The sequence below is a fragment of the Acinetobacter sp. NEB149 genome, assembly GCF_012516415.1.
Taxonomy (GTDB): domain Bacteria; phylum Pseudomonadota; class Gammaproteobacteria; order Pseudomonadales; family Moraxellaceae; genus Acinetobacter; species Acinetobacter lwoffii_V.
This window is the reverse complement of the sequence record NZ_CP051208.1, coordinates 186,079-202,954: the sequence shown is the minus strand read 5'-3', so window position 1 is coordinate 202,954 and position 16,876 is coordinate 186,079. Positions and strand designations below refer to the sequence as shown.

Annotated in this window: 17 protein-coding genes and 1 pseudogene; 9 read left to right on the top strand and 9 right to left on the bottom strand. The window is 41.8% G+C overall.

Features of this window, described 5'->3' with window-relative positions; genetic code table 11:
• Positions 1-97: 97 nt before the first annotated feature.
• The gene (locus HGD77_RS00960; RefSeq protein WP_005267675.1) at positions 98-430 is read right to left on the bottom strand and encodes a hypothetical protein; all 333 of its coding nucleotides are present in this window, start codon (positions 428-430) and stop codon (positions 98-100) included.
• Between the two features lie 546 nt (positions 431-976).
• Between HGD77_RS00960 and HGD77_RS00955 the strand changes: the two genes are divergently transcribed.
• Positions 977-1,186 (top strand): cold-shock protein, encoded by a 210-nt coding sequence (locus HGD77_RS00955; RefSeq protein ID WP_004281299.1) that lies wholly within the window; start codon positions 977-979, stop codon positions 1,184-1,186.
• A gap of 462 nt (positions 1,187-1,648) precedes the next feature.
• Here the strand turns inward: HGD77_RS00955 and pyrE are convergent, their stop codons facing one another.
• Positions 1,649-2,299: an orotate phosphoribosyltransferase gene (pyrE, locus tag HGD77_RS00950; RefSeq protein ID WP_005267676.1), complete on the bottom strand. Its 651-nt coding sequence runs from the start codon at positions 2,297-2,299 to the stop codon at positions 1,649-1,651.
• A gap of 40 nt (positions 2,300-2,339) precedes the next feature.
• Here pyrE and HGD77_RS00945 point away from each other — a divergent pair, with 40 nt between their 5' ends.
• Complete coding sequence (locus HGD77_RS00945) at positions 2,340-3,158, top strand: exodeoxyribonuclease III (RefSeq protein ID WP_004281295.1); 819 nt, start codon at positions 2,340-2,342, stop codon at positions 3,156-3,158.
• A gap of 473 nt (positions 3,159-3,631) precedes the next feature.
• A complete protein-coding gene (locus HGD77_RS00940) occupies positions 3,632-3,982 on the top strand; it encodes a Spx/MgsR family RNA polymerase-binding regulatory protein (RefSeq protein ID WP_168730606.1) in 351 nt (116 codons plus the stop codon).
• 72 nt (positions 3,983-4,054) lie between these two features.
• Here the strand turns inward: HGD77_RS00940 and HGD77_RS00935 are convergent, their stop codons facing one another.
• Positions 4,055-4,492, bottom strand: coding sequence for a DUF2147 domain-containing protein (locus HGD77_RS00935; protein ID WP_005105342.1), 438 nt, complete (start codon positions 4,490-4,492; stop codon positions 4,055-4,057).
• Positions 4,493-4,648: 156 nt separating this feature from the next.
• Here HGD77_RS00935 and HGD77_RS00930 point away from each other — a divergent pair, with 156 nt between their 5' ends.
• Positions 4,649-5,560 carry an alpha/beta hydrolase gene (locus tag HGD77_RS00930; protein ID WP_168730605.1) on the top strand — a complete coding sequence of 304 codons (912 nt, stop codon included), beginning with the start codon at positions 4,649-4,651 and terminating at the stop codon, positions 5,558-5,560.
• A 62-nt stretch (positions 5,561-5,622) separates the two neighbouring features.
• Here the strand turns inward: HGD77_RS00930 and HGD77_RS00925 are convergent.
• Positions 5,623-6,191, bottom strand: a pseudogene (locus HGD77_RS00925) (FMN-dependent NADH-azoreductase).
• A gap of 340 nt (positions 6,192-6,531) precedes the next feature.
• Here HGD77_RS00925 and HGD77_RS00920 point away from each other — a divergent pair.
• A complete protein-coding gene (locus HGD77_RS00920) occupies positions 6,532-7,728 on the top strand; it encodes a GGDEF domain-containing protein (protein ID WP_005267681.1) in 1,197 nt (398 codons plus the stop codon).
• 28 nt (positions 7,729-7,756) lie between these two features.
• On the opposite strand, the gene dsbD is transcribed toward HGD77_RS00920, so the two are convergent.
• From dsbD to HGD77_RS00900, 4 genes are all read right to left on the bottom strand, one after another.
• Positions 7,757-9,598, bottom strand: coding sequence for a protein-disulfide reductase DsbD (gene dsbD, locus HGD77_RS00915; RefSeq protein WP_005267682.1), 1,842 nt, complete (start codon positions 9,596-9,598; stop codon positions 7,757-7,759).
• A 19-nt stretch (positions 9,599-9,617) separates the two neighbouring features.
• Positions 9,618-10,373 carry a transporter gene (locus tag HGD77_RS00910; protein ID WP_004281287.1) on the bottom strand — a complete coding sequence of 252 codons (756 nt, stop codon included), beginning with the start codon at positions 10,371-10,373 and terminating at the stop codon, positions 9,618-9,620.
• Positions 10,374-10,394: 21 nt separating this feature from the next.
• A complete protein-coding gene (locus tag HGD77_RS00905) occupies positions 10,395-10,937 on the bottom strand; it encodes a hypothetical protein (protein WP_004647221.1) in 543 nt (180 codons plus the stop codon).
• Between the two features lie 127 nt (positions 10,938-11,064).
• Positions 11,065-11,430, bottom strand: coding sequence for an HPF/RaiA family ribosome-associated protein (locus HGD77_RS00900; protein WP_004647220.1), 366 nt, complete (start codon positions 11,428-11,430; stop codon positions 11,065-11,067).
• Positions 11,431-12,434: 1,004 nt separating this feature from the next.
• Here HGD77_RS00900 and HGD77_RS00895 point away from each other — a divergent pair.
• The 4 genes from HGD77_RS00895 (at position 12,435) to HGD77_RS00880 (ending at position 15,422) form a co-directional block, all read left to right on the top strand.
• Positions 12,435-13,160 carry an outer membrane protein OmpK gene (locus HGD77_RS00895; protein ID WP_005105335.1) on the top strand — a complete coding sequence of 242 codons (726 nt, stop codon included), beginning with the start codon at positions 12,435-12,437 and terminating at the stop codon, positions 13,158-13,160.
• 80 nt (positions 13,161-13,240) lie between these two features.
• Entirely contained in the window at positions 13,241-13,753 is a 513-nt protein-coding gene (locus HGD77_RS00890) for a GNAT family N-acetyltransferase (RefSeq protein ID WP_005267684.1), read from the top strand.
• Between the two features lie 172 nt (positions 13,754-13,925).
• Positions 13,926-14,648: a hypothetical protein gene (locus tag HGD77_RS00885; RefSeq protein WP_005267686.1), complete on the top strand. Its 723-nt coding sequence runs from the start codon at positions 13,926-13,928 to the stop codon at positions 14,646-14,648.
• Positions 14,649-14,714: 66 nt separating this feature from the next.
• Entirely contained in the window at positions 14,715-15,422 is a 708-nt protein-coding gene (locus HGD77_RS00880) for a phospholipase D family protein (RefSeq protein ID WP_168730604.1), read from the top strand.
• A gap of 187 nt (positions 15,423-15,609) precedes the next feature.
• On the opposite strand, the gene HGD77_RS00875 is transcribed toward HGD77_RS00880, so the two are convergent.
• Complete coding sequence (locus HGD77_RS00875) at positions 15,610-16,842, bottom strand: transposase (RefSeq protein ID WP_004730312.1); 1,233 nt, start codon at positions 16,840-16,842, stop codon at positions 15,610-15,612.
• Positions 16,843-16,876 lie beyond the last annotated feature (34 nt).

Sequence of the window (16,876 nt, the reverse complement as noted above, 5' to 3'; positions counted from 1 at the left end):
CATTTGGCTGAGAAAGATTTTTTAAGCCTATGAACTGTACATGCGATGTTTTTCTGCACTTTCCCGCTCATTAAGAGACTTGTTATTTTGCGAAAAACTAGTCTTCATCGCCTTGATTTCCACTGTTACTTTTAGCAACCAAAGTGCCTAACATAATGATAAAGGTACTCACACCGCCAATTAACAGGCTCAGCAGCCCCATTTCCAGCATAAAATTACTATCATCAGTCTCAGGGGCACCCCATAGAAATTGAAGACGATCGCCAAAAATAAAATTGATCGCACATACAAGCAGAAATCCAATCAAGGTGGCAATCAGTAAAGTAACCACCAAGTTCTTCCACATTTTACATCCGACAAACAGGATGATCATGGCCAGTCCAACCATGGTGATGATGGATATAAGTAACACACTGTTCCAGTAATCCATGAGACTCACTCGTATTTGGTTTTAAATTAAAATTAAGAAATTCTTATAGTTAATTTTTCCAATTGAATTTTAATATAGGTGGATTTTTATACATGAGCAATGACGATAACTATCTTAAAGCTACAAATGTTAATTTACCCAAAGTTATAAAATACACTGACTTAGTAAAATCTTGCTAAGTACTGAACGATTCTGATTAACATAAAGTAACGTAAACACAACGTGTATTTATTGTTTAACTTGGTTAAAGCTTAAATACAACCGATAAAGCTCAAGCAAATCAGCTTGAAATTCTTTAAAAAAGAAGAATTGAGCCACTTTTATAAGAAAAATAAATAATAAATATAAAAAACTTGAATATTTCCTGATTTAGGCTATGCTGTGTTTAACTAGAAAAAAGCGTTGTTTAGTTAAGCTTCTTTAAGTGCCGCAGTATTATTTATAATCCTCAGTTTTTTCAGATCTTTATTTCAATTCTTGTTGTTTTTCCAAGTTATCCATAGTCATTTGCATGACTAAAATTATTAAAATTTAACAGGTTATATTATGTCTACTACAGTTACCGGTACAGTAAAATGGTTTAACGAAACTAAAGGTTTTGGTTTTATTCAACAAGAATCAGGTCCTGACGTTTTTGCACACTTTAAAGAAATCAGCAGTTCTGGTTTCAAAACTTTGTTTGAAGGTCAGCGCGTTTCTTTTAGCGTGGTTGATGGTCAAAAAGGTCCAAATGCGATCAATATCGTTGCGCTATAATTTAGCACAGCAATAAGAAAAAGCACCTTCAGGTGCTTTTTTTAGCTCTGAAGATTCATAATTTTGGTGAAAGGTTTTCTACTCCTCTATTTAGCTCATTAACAGTGAATTTTTAAGAATCATGTTCTGAATCATTGCTGTTGTAAGCGTTGCTCTATAAAGAAATAGAAATGAAAAACCCCTGGCATCTGCCAGGGGTTTTCCGTATGGGTTCGCTTAGTATAACTCCTGTCGTACCTTACTTTCCTTGTATTTATCTATTGTTATTCTTGTGCGGAACGTCCTGTTCCTGTTAAAGCTATCATAGGAAATTTCCACCATTCAAAACAGCTGCAAAGTGCTGGAATTAATGTAAGCCAATGCTTACAAGAATAGACAGAGATAATAAATTTCAAATGCTTAGAAAATCGAGTATCTATAAAAAAAGGAAGCACAAGCTTCCTTTTCTATGCCAATCTAGGCTTAGATTCCGTATTTAACACGGTAATCTTCCATTTTCGCCAAAGCTTCTAGGTCACCTTTCGCTTCTAGGTAGTCCATTAAATCTTTCATAGTAATTAAGGCATGTACAGGAATCTCAAGCTCTTGCTGCACTTCCTGAATCGCAGATAAATCACCCTGACCTTTTTCCTGGCGGTCTAGTGCCACTAATACACCTGCAATTTGGGCACCGGCATTTTTCAGGATGGTGACGACTTCACGAATCGCTGTGCCTGCGGTAATCACATCATCAATGATCCAGACTTTTTTACCTTCTACAGAAGCACCGACCAATACGCCACCCTCGCCATGGTCTTTGGCTTCTTTGCGATTAAAACCCCACGGCACACTTACCCCATGATTTTGCGACAGAGCCACAGCAGTTGCTGCCACAAAAGGAATGCCTTTATAGGCAGGGCCAAAAATCACTTCAACATGATCACATTCAGTCAGTTTCGCTGCATAGCCAGAAGCCAGCAGGGTCAAGGCTTCACCATCATTCAACAGACCCGCATTAAAAAAATAGGGACTCACACGCCCCGATTTTAAAGTAAACTCACCAAATTTAAGTACACCGCGTGATAATGCGAGTTCGATAAAAGCTTGCGGGTTAAACTGAGCTGGCGTTGACATGAGGTGCTCCTAAATCCATTAATTAAGGTAAGACTTGCGCATGATACCAAAGAGTAGCTATCCAGGTGATCAAAAAATTCTTCGCGTCGTTTCAATTAATGTCAACGGCTTACGTTCATCTGTCACCAAAGGCCTATTGGAATGGATGGAACAGTCTGATGCCGACGTGATTTGCATGCAGGAAAGCCGGATCACGCATGCGCAGTGGACGGACAAATTCAAGCCTGAAGGCTGGTACACGCACCTGTTTCCTGCCGAGCGTCCGGGTTATGCCGGTACGGCCATTTATAGCCGTCTGCCTTTTGTATCTTTAACTGATGGCCTGGGTTTTGAACTGGCCGATTCACAAGGCCGTTTTATTGCCGCTGAATTTGACTTGGGTTTAGATCAAACTGTACAGATCTGTTCCCTGTATCTGCCTTCGGGTTCATCAGGCGATGAAGCGCAAGCACGTAAAGATCACTTTCTGGAAGAATACGCAAAAATTCTGAAACAGTGGCGCGATGAAAATAAATCGGTGATTGTCTGCGGTGACTATAATATCGTGCATAAACGTATTGATATTAAAAACTGGTCGGGTAACCAGAAAGCCTCGGGTTGCTTGCCGCATGAACGTGCCTGGCTGGATCATATCTACGATGAGCTTGGTTATGTCGATACTTTCCGTGAAGTGCGTAAAGAAGCCGAGCTGTATTCCTGGTGGTCAAACCGTGGTCAGGCGCGTGCCAAGAATGTTGGTTGGCGGATTGATTATCATGCCTGCTCTCCAGACTGGAAAGAGCGAACCGTTAATGCCTGGGTCTATAAAGAACAATGGTTTAGCGATCATGCTCCAGTGATTATCGACTACAAATTATAAAGCCTCACCATTTGATTGAGTGAACAGTTGTTCACTCAATTAAGGCTTATCTCTTACATGACATGACGTATTTTTTGGGTTTATCTCAATGTAATAACATAGCATTATAGCGCTACGGCACAAGGACATGTCAGGACGACAACATAAGGACAGGACGCCGTAGGACGAAAATAAAACAGACTATAGATTTAGCTTGTTTTGCATGGATGTGACATTGGACGTTGGATTGAGACCCGCATGATCAGGATGATTAAATGCGGGTTTTCTATTTCTATCATTCCCAAATTTTTATTTTTCTTATTATTTAGATTGTTCTTTTTCTTGCTGCTCATGTTAAAGCTGCTTGATGTCATTTTGATGACATGACTTTTCTGGTATTTAAAATTTTTTCTTTTTTTCATTTGCTTTTGCATGGTTTGCTGCTGCCAATTTGGTTAAGCTAGTTCATGATTTAAATTTTTTAGATGGCAGCTATGTTAAAAATTTACGGAATTAAAAATTGTAGTTCGATGAAAAAAGCCTTTGATCTGCTGACGGAGCAAGGTCTGAGTTATGAATTTCATGATTATAAAAAACAGGGCATCGATGCTGAAACCGTCAAAACCTGGCTGGATGCCTTGGGTCAGGACGTGGTTCTGAACAAGAAAGGCACTACCTGGCGTAAACTCAGTGAAGAAGAGCAACAGGCCACCCTGTCAAGTGAAAATGCCTTAATTAATGCATTAACCACCCATACCAGTTTAATCAAACGTCCAATACTGGCAACCTCTACAGGATTTATTGCCGGTTTTAATGAAACGGTTTATCGTAGCTTAGCCCACTAATATCTTGTATTGAATAACACTCATAAAAAAGCCTGACATCGATCAGGCTTTTGTATATCTGCTTAAAATAAATTAGTTGGCACGAATCCAAGTCTGGTTACGACCCAATGCCGCTACACCGATGAAACCACGTAGCTCAAGTTTCTTGCCACCGTCTGCCAACTGGCCTTTCAACTTATAGGTTTTACCGGATTGTGGATCAAGGATCGAACCGCTGTCATAGCTAGTCCCGCCAGCATTTTTTAGACCTTTAACAATGGTCAGGCCTTTCAGAGATTTGTTGTGATATGGACCTTCACATTTCTTGCAGGCATTTTCTTCACCTGGAGTTAACACAGACTGAATACTGGCTGACAAAGTGCCGTTCTTTTGTTCAGTGAATTTAACCATGGCCTTAGGCTGCTTGGTTTTATCATCAATGGTTTTCCATACCGTGCCATTTAAAGGATCCGCGGCATTAGCCAGTGCAGATAAGCCTAGTAGTCCTAACGTAAGCGCTATTTTTTTCATTTTTCTTCATTTCCTTAGTCTGAAAATAGACCCATGTAGTATTAAAAAGTCACAACAATTTTTCAATTTTTAGCTGTGACTATTTAGTGTAACCTTGTAAATATGGTTGGTAAATAATCTACACGATCAATAAAAGCACAAAAAGATGGAAGGAAGATGAAGATAAGCCCGCTAACGAAACAATTAATTACAGAAAGCTTTTTAAAAACGGCCATTCGTGCCCCGAGCAGATTCAGTCTTCCACCGAGTTCAATGCGCATTGCTCTGGAACAGATGTGCAAACTTTTCCCTCAGGATAAAACGGTACAGATTCGCTCGCTTCGACTGGCCGGACTGCACGCGGAAGAAATTAAGCCGCAGCAGGAATCGACCCAGCTGATTTTTCATATTCATGGCGGCGCATTTTACTTAGGTTCTTTAAATACCCATCGCGCCTTTATGACTCAAATTGCGGCTCGAACCCAGATGCAGGTACTGCATGTCGATTATCCGCTATCACCTGAATCTGCCTATCCAGAAGCATTAGAAGCCTTGTTTGATGTCTATAATCTGCTGCTGGATCAAGGTGTTCAGGCCAAAGATATTATTCTGTCCGGCGATTCTTGCGGTGCCAATCTGGCCTTGGCGCTGGCACTCAAAATACAGCAGGAAAGTCTGCCACAGGTCAGCGGTCTGATTCTGCTGTCTCCACTGCTAGATTTAACGTTGACCAGTGAATCTTTACGTTATAACCAGAAGCATGATGCCCTGCTGTCTCTGGAAACAGTTCAAACCGGGATTGAATATTATGTACCGCGTTCAATTGATCGGGGTGATCCGGAAGTTTCTCCTTTTTTTGCCGATTTAACCGGTTTGCCACCGATTCATATTCAGGTAGGTTCCAAGGAAATTCTGCTGGATGATGCTAGCCGTTTTAAAGAAAAAGCGGAGCAGGCAGGTGTCGAGGTCGAATTTAAACTGTATACCGGCATGTGGCACAACTTCCAGATGTTCAGCGCCTGGTTCGATGAAGCCAAACAGGCGCTGACCGATCTTGCAGAATTTGCCCATCGTCTGGATCGGGATTAAGCATGATTTAGCATATAAAAAGGGTCAGCCGTAGCTGACCCTTTGAAAAGAGGTTTTAGGTTTTAAATGGCCTGAACCTGCTGCAATGCAGTTTGTAGCGCTTGGGCTTTAACCGCTTCTCCCATGTTCACCCCTTCAGCACGAATCACTTCAATATCATTCACGCCAGTAAAGTTAAATACGGTTTTCAAGAAAGCCTCCTGAAAATCAGCCGGGCTTTGCTCACCATACACACCACCACGGCTGCTGGCGATATACACTTTTTATTGCCCGCCAGACCCACAGGACCTTGTTCGGTATATTTAAAGGTGCGTCCCGCGACACAGATCCGGTCAATCCAGGCTTTCAGGGTCGATGGCAAACCGAAGTTATACATCGCTGCACCAATCACCACGACATCCGCCTGCAAATATTGTTCTAAAATTTCCTCGCCCAATGCCGTCTGTTCTGCATTCTGGCCCATTAAAATTTCGGCGGTAAGATGGGGAATAGGCTGTGCTGCCAGATCCAGATATTCAACCTCAATGGCCTCAGCATATTTTTGCTGCAATTGTTCCACCACGGCCTGAGTTAACTGACGCGAAATAGAAGCATCTCCTAAAATACTGGAATCAATCTGTAAAACTTTCATGGCTTCGCTCTTTATCTTTGGTTGTTTCTAACAATGCAGCCATTTTAACGATTGACCATATTGAAATAATTAGCACAAATAAAACACATCATCCTGAATTTAGAACAAAACTGTATACCTCTTAACCTCTTTAATTTTGATGAGAACCCTTTGGCATAGCCTAGATCACTTACGCTATCGGCAAAGAATGAGCAGATCAGATATCAACTAAATCACAAAAATGTTTTAAATATTGTTGTTTATCAAGCATTCAAACTTATGTTATCTTGTGTAAATAAAGCTATAAATATCCAATAAGTCTTAAAAAATCTGCCATAACAATTAAAGTCAGACCGGGACCATGAAGCGAATATCGCCTGTATTAGAAAAAGTGCTAAGACACAGAATCAAGAAATATCTGGTCGAAGATGAAGTCGTGATGAACTGGCGTATCCTGAAGAAATGCATCCTGATGCTGACTTTGGGATGCGGTGTACATCTGACCTGGCTCGGCTGGGATCTCTTTGTTTTATTCAATCCTGAGTATTGGCAATATGTACAGATTGAACGGGTTCATTCACAAGTCGTGCTGAACGGCAGTTTTTTATTGATTTTAGCCTTACTGATTTATCCTTGTTATAAATTTCAGGGCAACCGTCTGGTGGAACGTTATCTACCCTATCTGGCAGTCGGCACCTTTGTGGTTTCGCTATGCCGGGATGCCTATATTGTCGGCGTGATCAGTCCGGTCGCTACCACCGCTTACGTCTGCTTAATTATGGTCGGTCTGGTGCTGTTTCATCGCACGCTGGTGTATAGCATGCTGATTCCTGCCTCCATTTTTCTGGGCGGATGTGCCTATTTAAGTTTCAGTCATCAATTACCTTATTCACCGCTCTTTAATATCGATGACAAGCTTTTCTATAATGGTTTCTGGCTGTTATCGATGCTGTATTTTATTTTGCCAATTCTGGCCGTCTGCATGGTGTTATTCGAGATTCTGCTCAGTCAATGGCGTCATCGCGAGCAGCTGATCAAACAACTGAGCCAGATTGATCCACTCACCAACCTGTTTAACCGCCGTAGCATCAACCAATGTCTGGATAAACTGAATGCTGCAGCCACTCCAAATTACGCCTTGGTCTTACTGGATCTGGATCATTTCAAGAAGATTAATGATCACTATGGCCATCATAAGGGTGATGAAACCTTAGTCGAAGTGAGTGCCGTGCTGAATCAGCAATTGCGCGAAAGTGATATAGTCGGCCGTTTTGGCGGGGAAGAATTTATTTTGGTGCTTAAAAATACCAGTCTGGAAAAAGCCGAACAAGTGGCTGAACGCTGCCGCATCGCCATTCAGCAATTGCAGATTTTCAGTGATGAGGATGAGCTGATTCCGGTGACCGCCAGTTTCGGGATTGCCATTTCTAGCGCGGAATTACGCCCACAACAATTATTGAGTCAGGCCGATCAGGCGCTTTATCAGGCCAAAGCCGGTGGGCGTAATCTGGTCAAAGCTTATGCTGAACCGGTGCCAGTACAGATGCAGGTTTCTTAAACGGGTTCAGCTTTTTTTAAGAACTAAATTATGGATTTTCACTTTGAGCCAACGCTTGCAGCTGTGCCAGCAATTCTGCCTCGCTAAAAGCACCGGTTAAACGTAAACCCCTAATTTCCTGCTGCTGCGCATTCAAGAATAAATACGTCGGCGGCCCGAGAATTTCCCATTGGTTTAACAGCGCTTGATGAGAGACATTATATTGGCTTAAATCCAGCTTGATCAGGAAATATGGCGCAAGCGCCTGCTGTACCGCTGCAGATTTTAAAATACGATGTTCGATCGGCTGACAGGCAACACACCAGTCGGCGTAGACATCAATAATAATCTTTTGCCCTTGTGGTGCCCTGTCCAAAATCTGCTGAAATTCTGCTGCACTACGTGCTAAATGCCAGTTGGCTTCTGTGCTCGCCTGCTCCACAAAAAAACGCTGACTGTGCTGATATTGACTATAAGCAATATAAGGCACGGCCAGTACTAGACACAGGATATATAGCCATCTCAAACCGGTACGATGCCAGAAAATCCGGAACAGCACATAAGCCACGAAGGTCATACCCAAAGCTAAGGATAACCATTGTAAAGCCGCTTCTGAAATGAGTGGGCGAATAAAATACAGCGCCAGTGCCAGCATGATAAAGGCAAAGAGCACTTTGATCTGATTCATCCAGTGCCCAGCTTTAGGCAGAATCCGTGCCCCCAGAATACTGGCCAGCAATAAAGGCGTGCCCATCCCAAAACCCAGAGTAAACAGCAACAGAGCCCCCTGCCACTGACTTTGTGTCTGGGAAATAAACAACAATGCACCTGCCAGTGGTGCGGTCATGCATGGTCCTACCAGAAGCGCCGAAATCATGCCCATAACGCCCGCACTGACCAGACTACCTCCCTGCTGCATGGCCTGTGCCCGATCCAGACGATGAACCAGACGTTGCGGCAGTTTGATTTCAAACAGGCCAAACAGATTCAGGGCAAACAGGACAAATAGCACACTAAAAGCAATTAAAGTCCCAGGTTGCTGCAACCAGCGCTGAAAATTCAGGCCGGCCGAAGATGCAATTAGGCCAAGTACTGCATAGACAGCGGCCATACTGCTGACAAAAGTCAGTGCAATCATCCAGGCTTTCAGGCCTTTACTGTCACGTACAATCAGTGAGGTCAGAATCGGCAGCATCGGCAAGGAACACGGCGTAAACGCCAGTAAAATTCCCAGGCCGAAAAACAGCAAAAGCCCATAGCCCAAAGAGCGTTCAAGCAGTTGGGCTGACCATTTCTGGTCTTGTGCTGCATAGGGTTCGGTTTGTGTGTTGGCTGATGCAGAGATTTCATCTGCTGTAGATTCTGAAGAATCTGCTGTATTAAACAGGGTATTGTGTTGCAGTGATGAAGTATTCAGATCAAGTAAACGCTTTGTTCCTGATCCGGCAGCTTCAAATTGCACCAGACCGGACAAATCGGTCTTGAACTGAATGGTTTGTGGCGGATAACAGATCCGGTCTTTGGCACAACCCTGCCAGCTAACCTGATAGGATCGCCCCGCCTGAGTCGGGATCTGAAACTTTAACTGCTGATAATAAACCTGGGTATGCCCATAGTTGTCATCATATAAATCTTCAGCGGGTGGCAACTCAAACGTCACCGGCTGGTTGCCCTGCCGGACTTCAATTTTATGCTGATACAGATAATAGTTGTCCGGAATCTGCCAGCTCAGTTCAGCCTGCTGCTGACTGGTGGAGATCACGCTCACAGGAAAAGCCTGATCGGCAGACAACAATGCAGTTTCCGCTTGAGCAGGACTGCTGAACAAGGTGCTTCCCAAAATAACCGGGGCAAGTATTTTCCCCCAGGTCGGGAACTGCGAGTATTTCATCATCTGTGAGTTGAATAACTTAGAACAGTACAGAGAAACCTAGGCCTGAGAAGTAGCTTCGATCTGCACCATCCAGATCTACACCGACATTCGCATCTAACTGGACACGATCGTTTAAAGCATACATGACCCCGGTACCGAGTGCGTATTGATTATCGACACTTTCCGCTTTACGGTAAATCAGTTCAGAATAACCTGACCAGCGATCAGTAATGCGGTAGCCTAGAGAAGGAATCGCAGACACTGCCCAGTTGCTGTCCTGCCATTCATAACGCATGGTCAATGCGGTACTGACCAAGTCATTATATTGATACGACACGACAGAACCCAAGCTGTAAATATCTTCTTCATTAGTGAAACCGGCATTGCCTGTTGCAATGATGGCTTCGGCCAGCAAAGCCATACTGAGTTTGTCATCATCCAAATCAATGGCCTTTTTCAGACCAATACTAACATCGCCCAGACCATCATCTTCTTCGGTCTGGCCATTGGATTTCACTTGGGTCCAGGTCGGGCCAGCCCAACCTAAACGCAATTCCAGATCATCACTGAGTCCGGTACGTAACAACATATCTGCACTGAGTGTGGTCGCGGTCTGATCGCCCGACTTGCTATAACGCGCTGTAGGCAAGCCTTGCTCCCAAGCGACATTTCCGACTGGAGTAATTCCAGTACTGAGACCCTCACCTGGTCGATCAAATTCAAAATCTGCTGCGAAAAGCTGTGCACTACAACCGGCCAGTGCAATCAAACCCAAGGTTTTTAATGTTGTCATGTTGGAGCTCTTTATTAAAATTTAACTGAGTTCTTTCGTCATTTTTGCGCCATGCTTGCGAAGCAGTTCTAGCGTCTGTTTTTCTTCATCCAAGGCTTCTGACCAGTTGATTTCATCAAAATCACAATCAAAGAATAGATCACTAATTGAAGATAAAATAGTCATGCCATCTTCATCTTTGCTATTTGGATCGACTTTTTCATCCAGTAAACGCTGTACAGCTGGCGCGCATGCGGCACTTGCGGCATCCCAGAGTGGACCATAAATTTCTTCTGCATCCCACAAATGCAGATTCACTTTGGCCTGGATCAGTTCTTCCAGAATCTGTAAATGTACCGCCAAACGTGCCTGTTTCTCCTCTTCTGAAAGTGGTGTTCCGGCTTCATACAGCTCACACACTTCTTCCCACCATTTAAACAGGCCATCTGACCAGACCGAAATCACCGGGCCTTTGTCATGATCAATAAAATTCGGGTTGAGTCCATCTGCCAGCAGCTGTTTGACCTGGTCCAGATTTAATTCTTCGAGTGCTTGCACAAAAAGTTGTTGTTGCGCAGTTAACATGATGGAGCTCACTTTGATTCGTTTTCGACTATTATGCCGAATAAAGCAGGATTTGTTGTGCTTCTCATAACTATATTTTTGTTTAATACGAAAAAAGCCCCGCAGGGCTTTTTCAAATCGGTTCGGCTTAGTCTTCGATATCCGCAGTATCTGTGTCTGCTAGTTCGAGAGCACCAGGACGAACATTGTCTTTTTTCTCGATCACATGTTCCAGACTACGTTTTAGTCGGTCAATTGCACCATGGATCGCAGTATCGACATTATGGCCACGATGATTGACTACGACAGGTTTCAAGCCTGCAGGACGCGCTTCAATCATACAACGAATATCGTCATCGCCGCCTTTGGCGCCATTTTCATCACTAAGATGGACTGAAAAATGGGTAATACGTTCGCTGTGGCGCTGGAATTCTTGATTTAATTCTTCCCGTACATAAGTAATTAAACGATCACTATTCTGAATGTGGTTATCGGTACGAAGTTCAATATTCATATATTACCATCCTCAATCTTTGTAACTTTTGAGTGCAAAATTTTTTATCTTGGCACGTTTGTAGCTTGCTGTTTCGCATCGCATTTCACTTCTTCAAATGATTGGAATCACACCCTCCATTTTGAATGATGAACACATTTTTGAGTCTGCAGAATCGTGTCCTTATATCTTGAATATCGGCTGTATCTGGGAAATATGCAAGTGATATTTTGGTTTTTTAGCAAAAGAATAATCCATTGTGACAACTGCTTACTCAGCTCAAAAATACAGGATTTTTCAAACAGCAATTGCGCAACTCTTCACACAATTTAGTTTGAAATGTTTTTTAAGCCAGACCGATAAATCGCTTAAATAACATTCGACCAAGAAACCTAAAAAAAAGAAATTAAAAGTATTTTTTTATGAAAATTAGCTCACTTTTATCTAATAGTTTTTCTTATAAGATCAGCGCCTAGTCAGCCTTACAGTTCTGAAGAGATAATATGCTTTATCATTATTTAGTTGCTTTTGCAGAACCGGGAAAAATACTCTTTCGTCATTCGAAAATAATAAACTGCAAAAATGATTTTCAATTGAAATATAAGACCGATCACTCTTATTTTACGACGCTGAGAAAGGCTTATAAAACGACCGTCATTTGAGATTTTAGAACTAACCTCATTACACAAACAGAACAAAGCTATTCAGCCTCAGGCTCAAATTAATTACTAAACAATCTGTATATTCCCCCTATTTTTACTGGTTTTCTAAACTCATCATCCTGAATTGAAGTGATTTTATATTTCTAGTTATACATTCAGTCTTTTAAGACGCTACATATTCAACTTCATTTAAAAAATAATAATTTAGAGAAATATCAGCAAAAGGCAATGAAAACTGAGGAAGATGATCGTCTTCATTCAACTCATGGGGGCTGAAATATATTTAAGTCAGCGATCACTTTTAACTTTATTTTTACTTATTAATCTGTATGCTTATTCTGCTTTCTCGGGGGATAGATTTAAATGAAATTTACACAACTTGCGGCACTTTGTGCATTGGCTTCAACTGCAGCATTTGCTCAAGCAAAACCAGTTTGGCAGGACTTTAGCGTTACAGGTCTTTATGGTGAAAACTATGAAGTTGTAGACGATCAGCAAACTACTTTAACTGTTGAATATGCTGCAAAAGTTAAATATGCAGATGTATTCTTCTTTATGGATCGTCTGCGCGGTGGCGATGATGTTAAAAGTACGTACTTTGAGTTATCACCACGTTTAAGCTTAAGCGAAGTTACAGGCCAAAAACTTGCCTTTGGTCCAGTGAAAGATGTGCTTATTTCAACAACGTGGGAAGGTTCAGATAATGCTGATAACTTCCTATATGGCGTGGGCTTTGACCTTGATATCCCATACTTTCAATATGCAAGCTTAAATCTTTATCGTGCAAACAATGAAAAAGTGTTTGGCAATAAAGACGATTATCAAATGACGCTTACCTATGGTGTGCCATTTAAACTGGGTGCTGAAGATTTTCTTGTAGATGGCTTCCTTGATTGGTCAACTGCTGAAAAAGACGCTCAAGCAAGCGAGTTAAACTGGACTACACAGTGGAAATGGAATGCGGGCAAACACATTTCTCCAGATACCCGTTTATACCTCGGTGTTGAACATTCAGTGTGGAACAATAAGTTTGGTCTTAAAAATCAAGATGAAAACAATGTCAGCGCACTTGTGAAATATCATTTCTAATTGATGTATGATCGAAAGCAGAACTCCGGTTCTGCTTTTTTTAAACTGTGATTTCAGCTCACCTCTACTAGAACAAGAATATGCCTGATTTTGATATTCGACCTGCGACCGAACATGATCTTGAAACCATCCTCAAGATTTATAATCAGGAAGTACTCTATGGTACTGCGACCTGGAACAGAACAGCCTTTGATTTGAACTATTTCAAAATCTGGTTTAAGCAGCTTAAAAATCAGAATTTCCCGGTTTTTGTGGTTGAAGATACTCAAAATCAAGTCATTGCTGGCTATGCCTGTTATGATCAGTTTCGTAGTATTCAGGGCTTTCAACAGACGGTAGAACATTCCATCTTTTTAAATCCAGATTATGCAGGGCAAGGTTTGGGTTCTAAATTATTACAGTATTTAATTGAACAGGCTCAAGTACAGAAATTGCATATCATGGTCGCAGCGATTGATTCAGAAAACACCTCATCGATTCGTCTGCATGAAAAACTGGGTTTCGTTCAAACTGCCTATATGCCGCAAGTCGGACAGAAGTTTGGGCAATGGCGTGATTTGGTCCTCTTACAACTGAATCTGGATCAAGCTTGATTCATTCTTAGTTTAAAGCTATTCCAGAACTGCTTTCTGGACACTCCTCTTTAGCTTTTTAATACTTGGCCATCACGATATTTGGTTGTTATCCAGTTTAATAAGCACAAGTTCTATTTACTTATACGAGCGGCTATGTTTTATTCAGCTCAAAATCATACTGAATAACACCATGTATAAATCTCTATTGTCTATTGGTCTTTTAAGTTTAAGTATGCTCACTTTTGCTGATTCAGACTTTGAAAAAGAATTGTGTTCAGGCTGTAGCCAAGTGCAAAGCTATGCAAATAATGGCAAGAAATTCTACGACCAAAAACAATATCAAAAGGCCATAGCGCAATTCAAACAACAAGCCGCCTGGTCATCTTTTTGTGCGATGAATGTAGAAGACGGTGGTACAGCTTTTTCTGAGCGTGATATCACCACGGCATTTAATAATGTTGGCTTAAGTTATGCCAAGCTTGGAAAGCCGCAATGGGCACGCGCCTGGTTTTCCGTTTTTCCGAATGCTAAAGCCAGCCAGTTCAATCTAAAACAGTTGCCTGCACCAGAAAAACCGAAGAATCTTGCAGGCAAATATGTCCGCTATGCAGGTTTTGGCCAGTGGAATACGATGGAAGTTAAATGGGCTTCGAATGCCTACCAAATTGAGTTTAATGGACTCTATATGGGTTTGCGCAGTCTGATTTATGGACCAAATATAGGAGAATTTTCAACCCGGATGCCATTGAATAAAGCTCAGACCAATTACAGCGTAGAAGATTGCAAAATTGATTTGAAATTTCAGTTTAACGCTCAAATTGGACAACAGATTGCGGTGAATAGCAGCAATCCGATGTCTTGTGGTTTTGGACATAATGTCTCGGCGGATGGCATGTATTTAAAGGTTGAGTGATTGCTGATTCAGCGATATCTTATTGCCCTATAACAAACATAATATTCAAAATATTACAGGGAAAATATGGCTAAATTTCTAAATACCAGTGCAACTAATTTTTTCTTAGAAGAACTCATTAAAAATGCCAAAGAACGTCTAATTTTAATCAGTCCGTATTTACGTCTCAATGACCGCATCAAAGAATTATTAGAAGACAAAGACCGGCTAAAAATTGATGTTCGCATTGTCTATGGCAAAAGTGATTTGCATCCTGAAGAAATTAAATGGATTCAAAAACTGGACTATGTCCGTTTGAGTTTCTGCAAAAATCTGCATGCAAAATGCTACCTCAATGAATCGGAATGTATTATTTCGAGTTTGAACTTATATGAATTTAGCCAGGTCAATAATAATGAAATGGGCATTTTGATTAGTAAGTATGAAGATGATGACGTCTTTAAAGATGCTTATGAAGAAGCGCAGCGCATAATTCGGATTAGCGAAGAAGTTCGGATTAGCTTAGATGAAGTTAAAACAGATAAGGTTGAGACTCAAACTGAGCATGAAATAGAACAAGAAAATGTAAAGTTCAAGAAATTAACAACAGCAAAACTTGCTTCCAAAGTTGGACTCAAGACTCCTGATTTGCTCGAACAGCTGGTGAATAAAGGCTATCTTAAACTTGAAAATGATAAGCACTTTTTAACTGATACCGGCAAAGCGATAGGCGGTGAATTTAGAACCGGACAATTTGGCATGTACTTCCTTTGGGATGAAAATACAGAAATCTAATTCCTCCATTATTCAAAAAAGAAAATTCCCCTCTCTCTTTAGGAGATGAGAAGCTCTGCTTGGTAAGAGGAGATTTAAAATTTAATCCCTCCAAACCTCCCTTTCTTACGCTTCGATATAAAGCAGTGCTTATATCTTGCTCAGGGAGGCTTTTTCCCTCTCCTTCTAGGCATAGGTATCTACACATCTATGAGATACCTAATGCCATTGTGGCTATCTCATTGAGTTCATCTATTGAATATTCCGAGAGCAGTTGAAGAGTGTTCAGTAAAATCGAAAGCCCTGCCAATAAGGCAGGTGCACTTTCCAACCTACCTCTTTTCTGCTGCCGACCTGAAAGACGGGTGAGAAATACACGAATTTTCTGATGGTGTTCATCTTCAGAACGCTGGATTCGCCAAGTTAAAACACAAGCCATACAGCTAATCAGTAACCGCCTTAAAATGGCTTCAGGTCTGGTCTGAAGCCATGCTTCAATATCATGACCTGCCTGCTTGAGCAGCTTGAAATAGCATTCAATTGTCCAGCGCCAGTAATACCAGGTCGTCATCTCTACCGTAGTAATCTCTGATGGAACATTGCTGATTAGTGACCATCTTGCGACGGTCTTATCCTGATCATCTTTCACTACGGCAACAATTAATCTGGCTTCAATCGCACTCCCTGGCTGGGGAGCAACCCGTTGGCCTGAATCGTCATTTCTCTTCGGTTTTGCTGCACGTGTTATCCGGATAGCAGTTTCTCCCACATGCAACATATGCCGGTTTCCTTTATAGGCAATCGGCTGGACCTGCTGCGTTTCTACTCGTTCTGCGGCTTCTGCAACTTTGCATGTTTTGCCCTGATGCTCAATTCGATGGCCTTCTTTCGCCCGAATCAGCCATTTAAAACCCTGGCTGCTCATTTCCCTTAGGTGGGCAATGGAGTCACCTTCACGATCAATGATATGAACACATGTTTTCTCAATGGGATATTGTTCAATCACTTTGATTTGTTCGGTAAGTGAATCTAGATGAGATTTGCGCCCAGCAGAGTGTTGACTGAATGTGGAATAGCAGCCTGAGGCATCTGATAGTGTCTGCGCCAGTGGCGCAATAGGTAGTCCCGAGGCTGCATCAACCAGCAGACTGCTTTGCAATTCATAGCCTGAATCATATTGATGGGTTCTTTGCAGGCGCTGAATTTTATGATGGTGTTTCACATACTGTAGCTGAGACCAGTCATGAACAATCAATGCATATTGATGCGGTGATGCCTTGATCTGTTCACATGCAAGATGTTCAATTGGCTGGTTTAACTGACTAAAAGAGATTTTGTCATTATTCAGGAATCGCCAGACCGCTTGTGTGGTTGCGAAACTCGACTTTTGGGCAGAAGCCAGGTCTTTGATTGCCGGAGCAAGTGAAGCAAGAGGGTTCATATTGAGCTTTACAAGGCTGTTATAGCGCTTGACA

What these genes read in the sequence shown, in the direction of transcription:
- HGD77_RS00945 (WP_004281295.1), top strand. Translation starts at nt 2,340, where the DNA reads ATGATACCAAAGAGTAGCTATCCAGGTGATCAAAAAATTCTTCGCGTC.
- HGD77_RS00890 (WP_005267684.1), top strand. Translation starts at nt 13,241, where the DNA reads ATGCCTGATTTTGATATTCGACCTGCGACCGAACATGATCTTGAAACC.
- HGD77_RS00885 (WP_005267686.1), top strand. Translation starts at nt 13,926, where the DNA reads ATGTATAAATCTCTATTGTCTATTGGTCTTTTAAGTTTAAGTATGCTC.
- HGD77_RS00955 (WP_004281299.1), top strand. Translation starts at nt 977, where the DNA reads ATGTCTACTACAGTTACCGGTACAGTAAAATGGTTTAACGAAACTAAA.
- HGD77_RS00935 (WP_005105342.1), bottom strand. Translation starts at nt 4,492, where the DNA reads ATGAAAAAAATAGCGCTTACGTTAGGACTACTAGGCTTATCTGCACTG.
- pyrE (WP_005267676.1), bottom strand. Translation starts at nt 2,299, where the DNA reads ATGTCAACGCCAGCTCAGTTTAACCCGCAAGCTTTTATCGAACTCGCA.
- HGD77_RS00895 (WP_005105335.1), top strand. Translation starts at nt 12,435, where the DNA reads ATGAAATTTACACAACTTGCGGCACTTTGTGCATTGGCTTCAACTGCA.
- HGD77_RS00960 (WP_005267675.1), bottom strand. Translation starts at nt 430, where the DNA reads ATGGATTACTGGAACAGTGTGTTACTTATATCCATCATCACCATGGTT.
- HGD77_RS00910 (WP_004281287.1), bottom strand. Translation starts at nt 10,373, where the DNA reads ATGACAACATTAAAAACCTTGGGTTTGATTGCACTGGCCGGTTGTAGT.
- HGD77_RS00875 (WP_004730312.1), bottom strand. Translation starts at nt 16,842, where the DNA reads ATGAACCCTCTTGCTTCACTTGCTCCGGCAATCAAAGACCTGGCTTCT.
- HGD77_RS00930 (WP_168730605.1), top strand. Translation starts at nt 4,649, where the DNA reads ATGAAGATAAGCCCGCTAACGAAACAATTAATTACAGAAAGCTTTTTA.
- HGD77_RS00900 (WP_004647220.1), bottom strand. Translation starts at nt 11,430, where the DNA reads ATGAATATTGAACTTCGTACCGATAACCACATTCAGAATAGTGATCGT.
- HGD77_RS00920 (WP_005267681.1), top strand. Translation starts at nt 6,532, where the DNA reads ATGAAGCGAATATCGCCTGTATTAGAAAAAGTGCTAAGACACAGAATC.
- HGD77_RS00940 (WP_168730606.1), top strand. Translation starts at nt 3,632, where the DNA reads ATGTTAAAAATTTACGGAATTAAAAATTGTAGTTCGATGAAAAAAGCC.
- dsbD (WP_005267682.1), bottom strand. Translation starts at nt 9,598, where the DNA reads ATGAAATACTCGCAGTTCCCGACCTGGGGGAAAATACTTGCCCCGGTT.
- HGD77_RS00880 (WP_168730604.1), top strand. Translation starts at nt 14,715, where the DNA reads ATGGCTAAATTTCTAAATACCAGTGCAACTAATTTTTTCTTAGAAGAA.
- HGD77_RS00905 (WP_004647221.1), bottom strand. Translation starts at nt 10,937, where the DNA reads ATGTTAACTGCGCAACAACAACTTTTTGTGCAAGCACTCGAAGAATTA.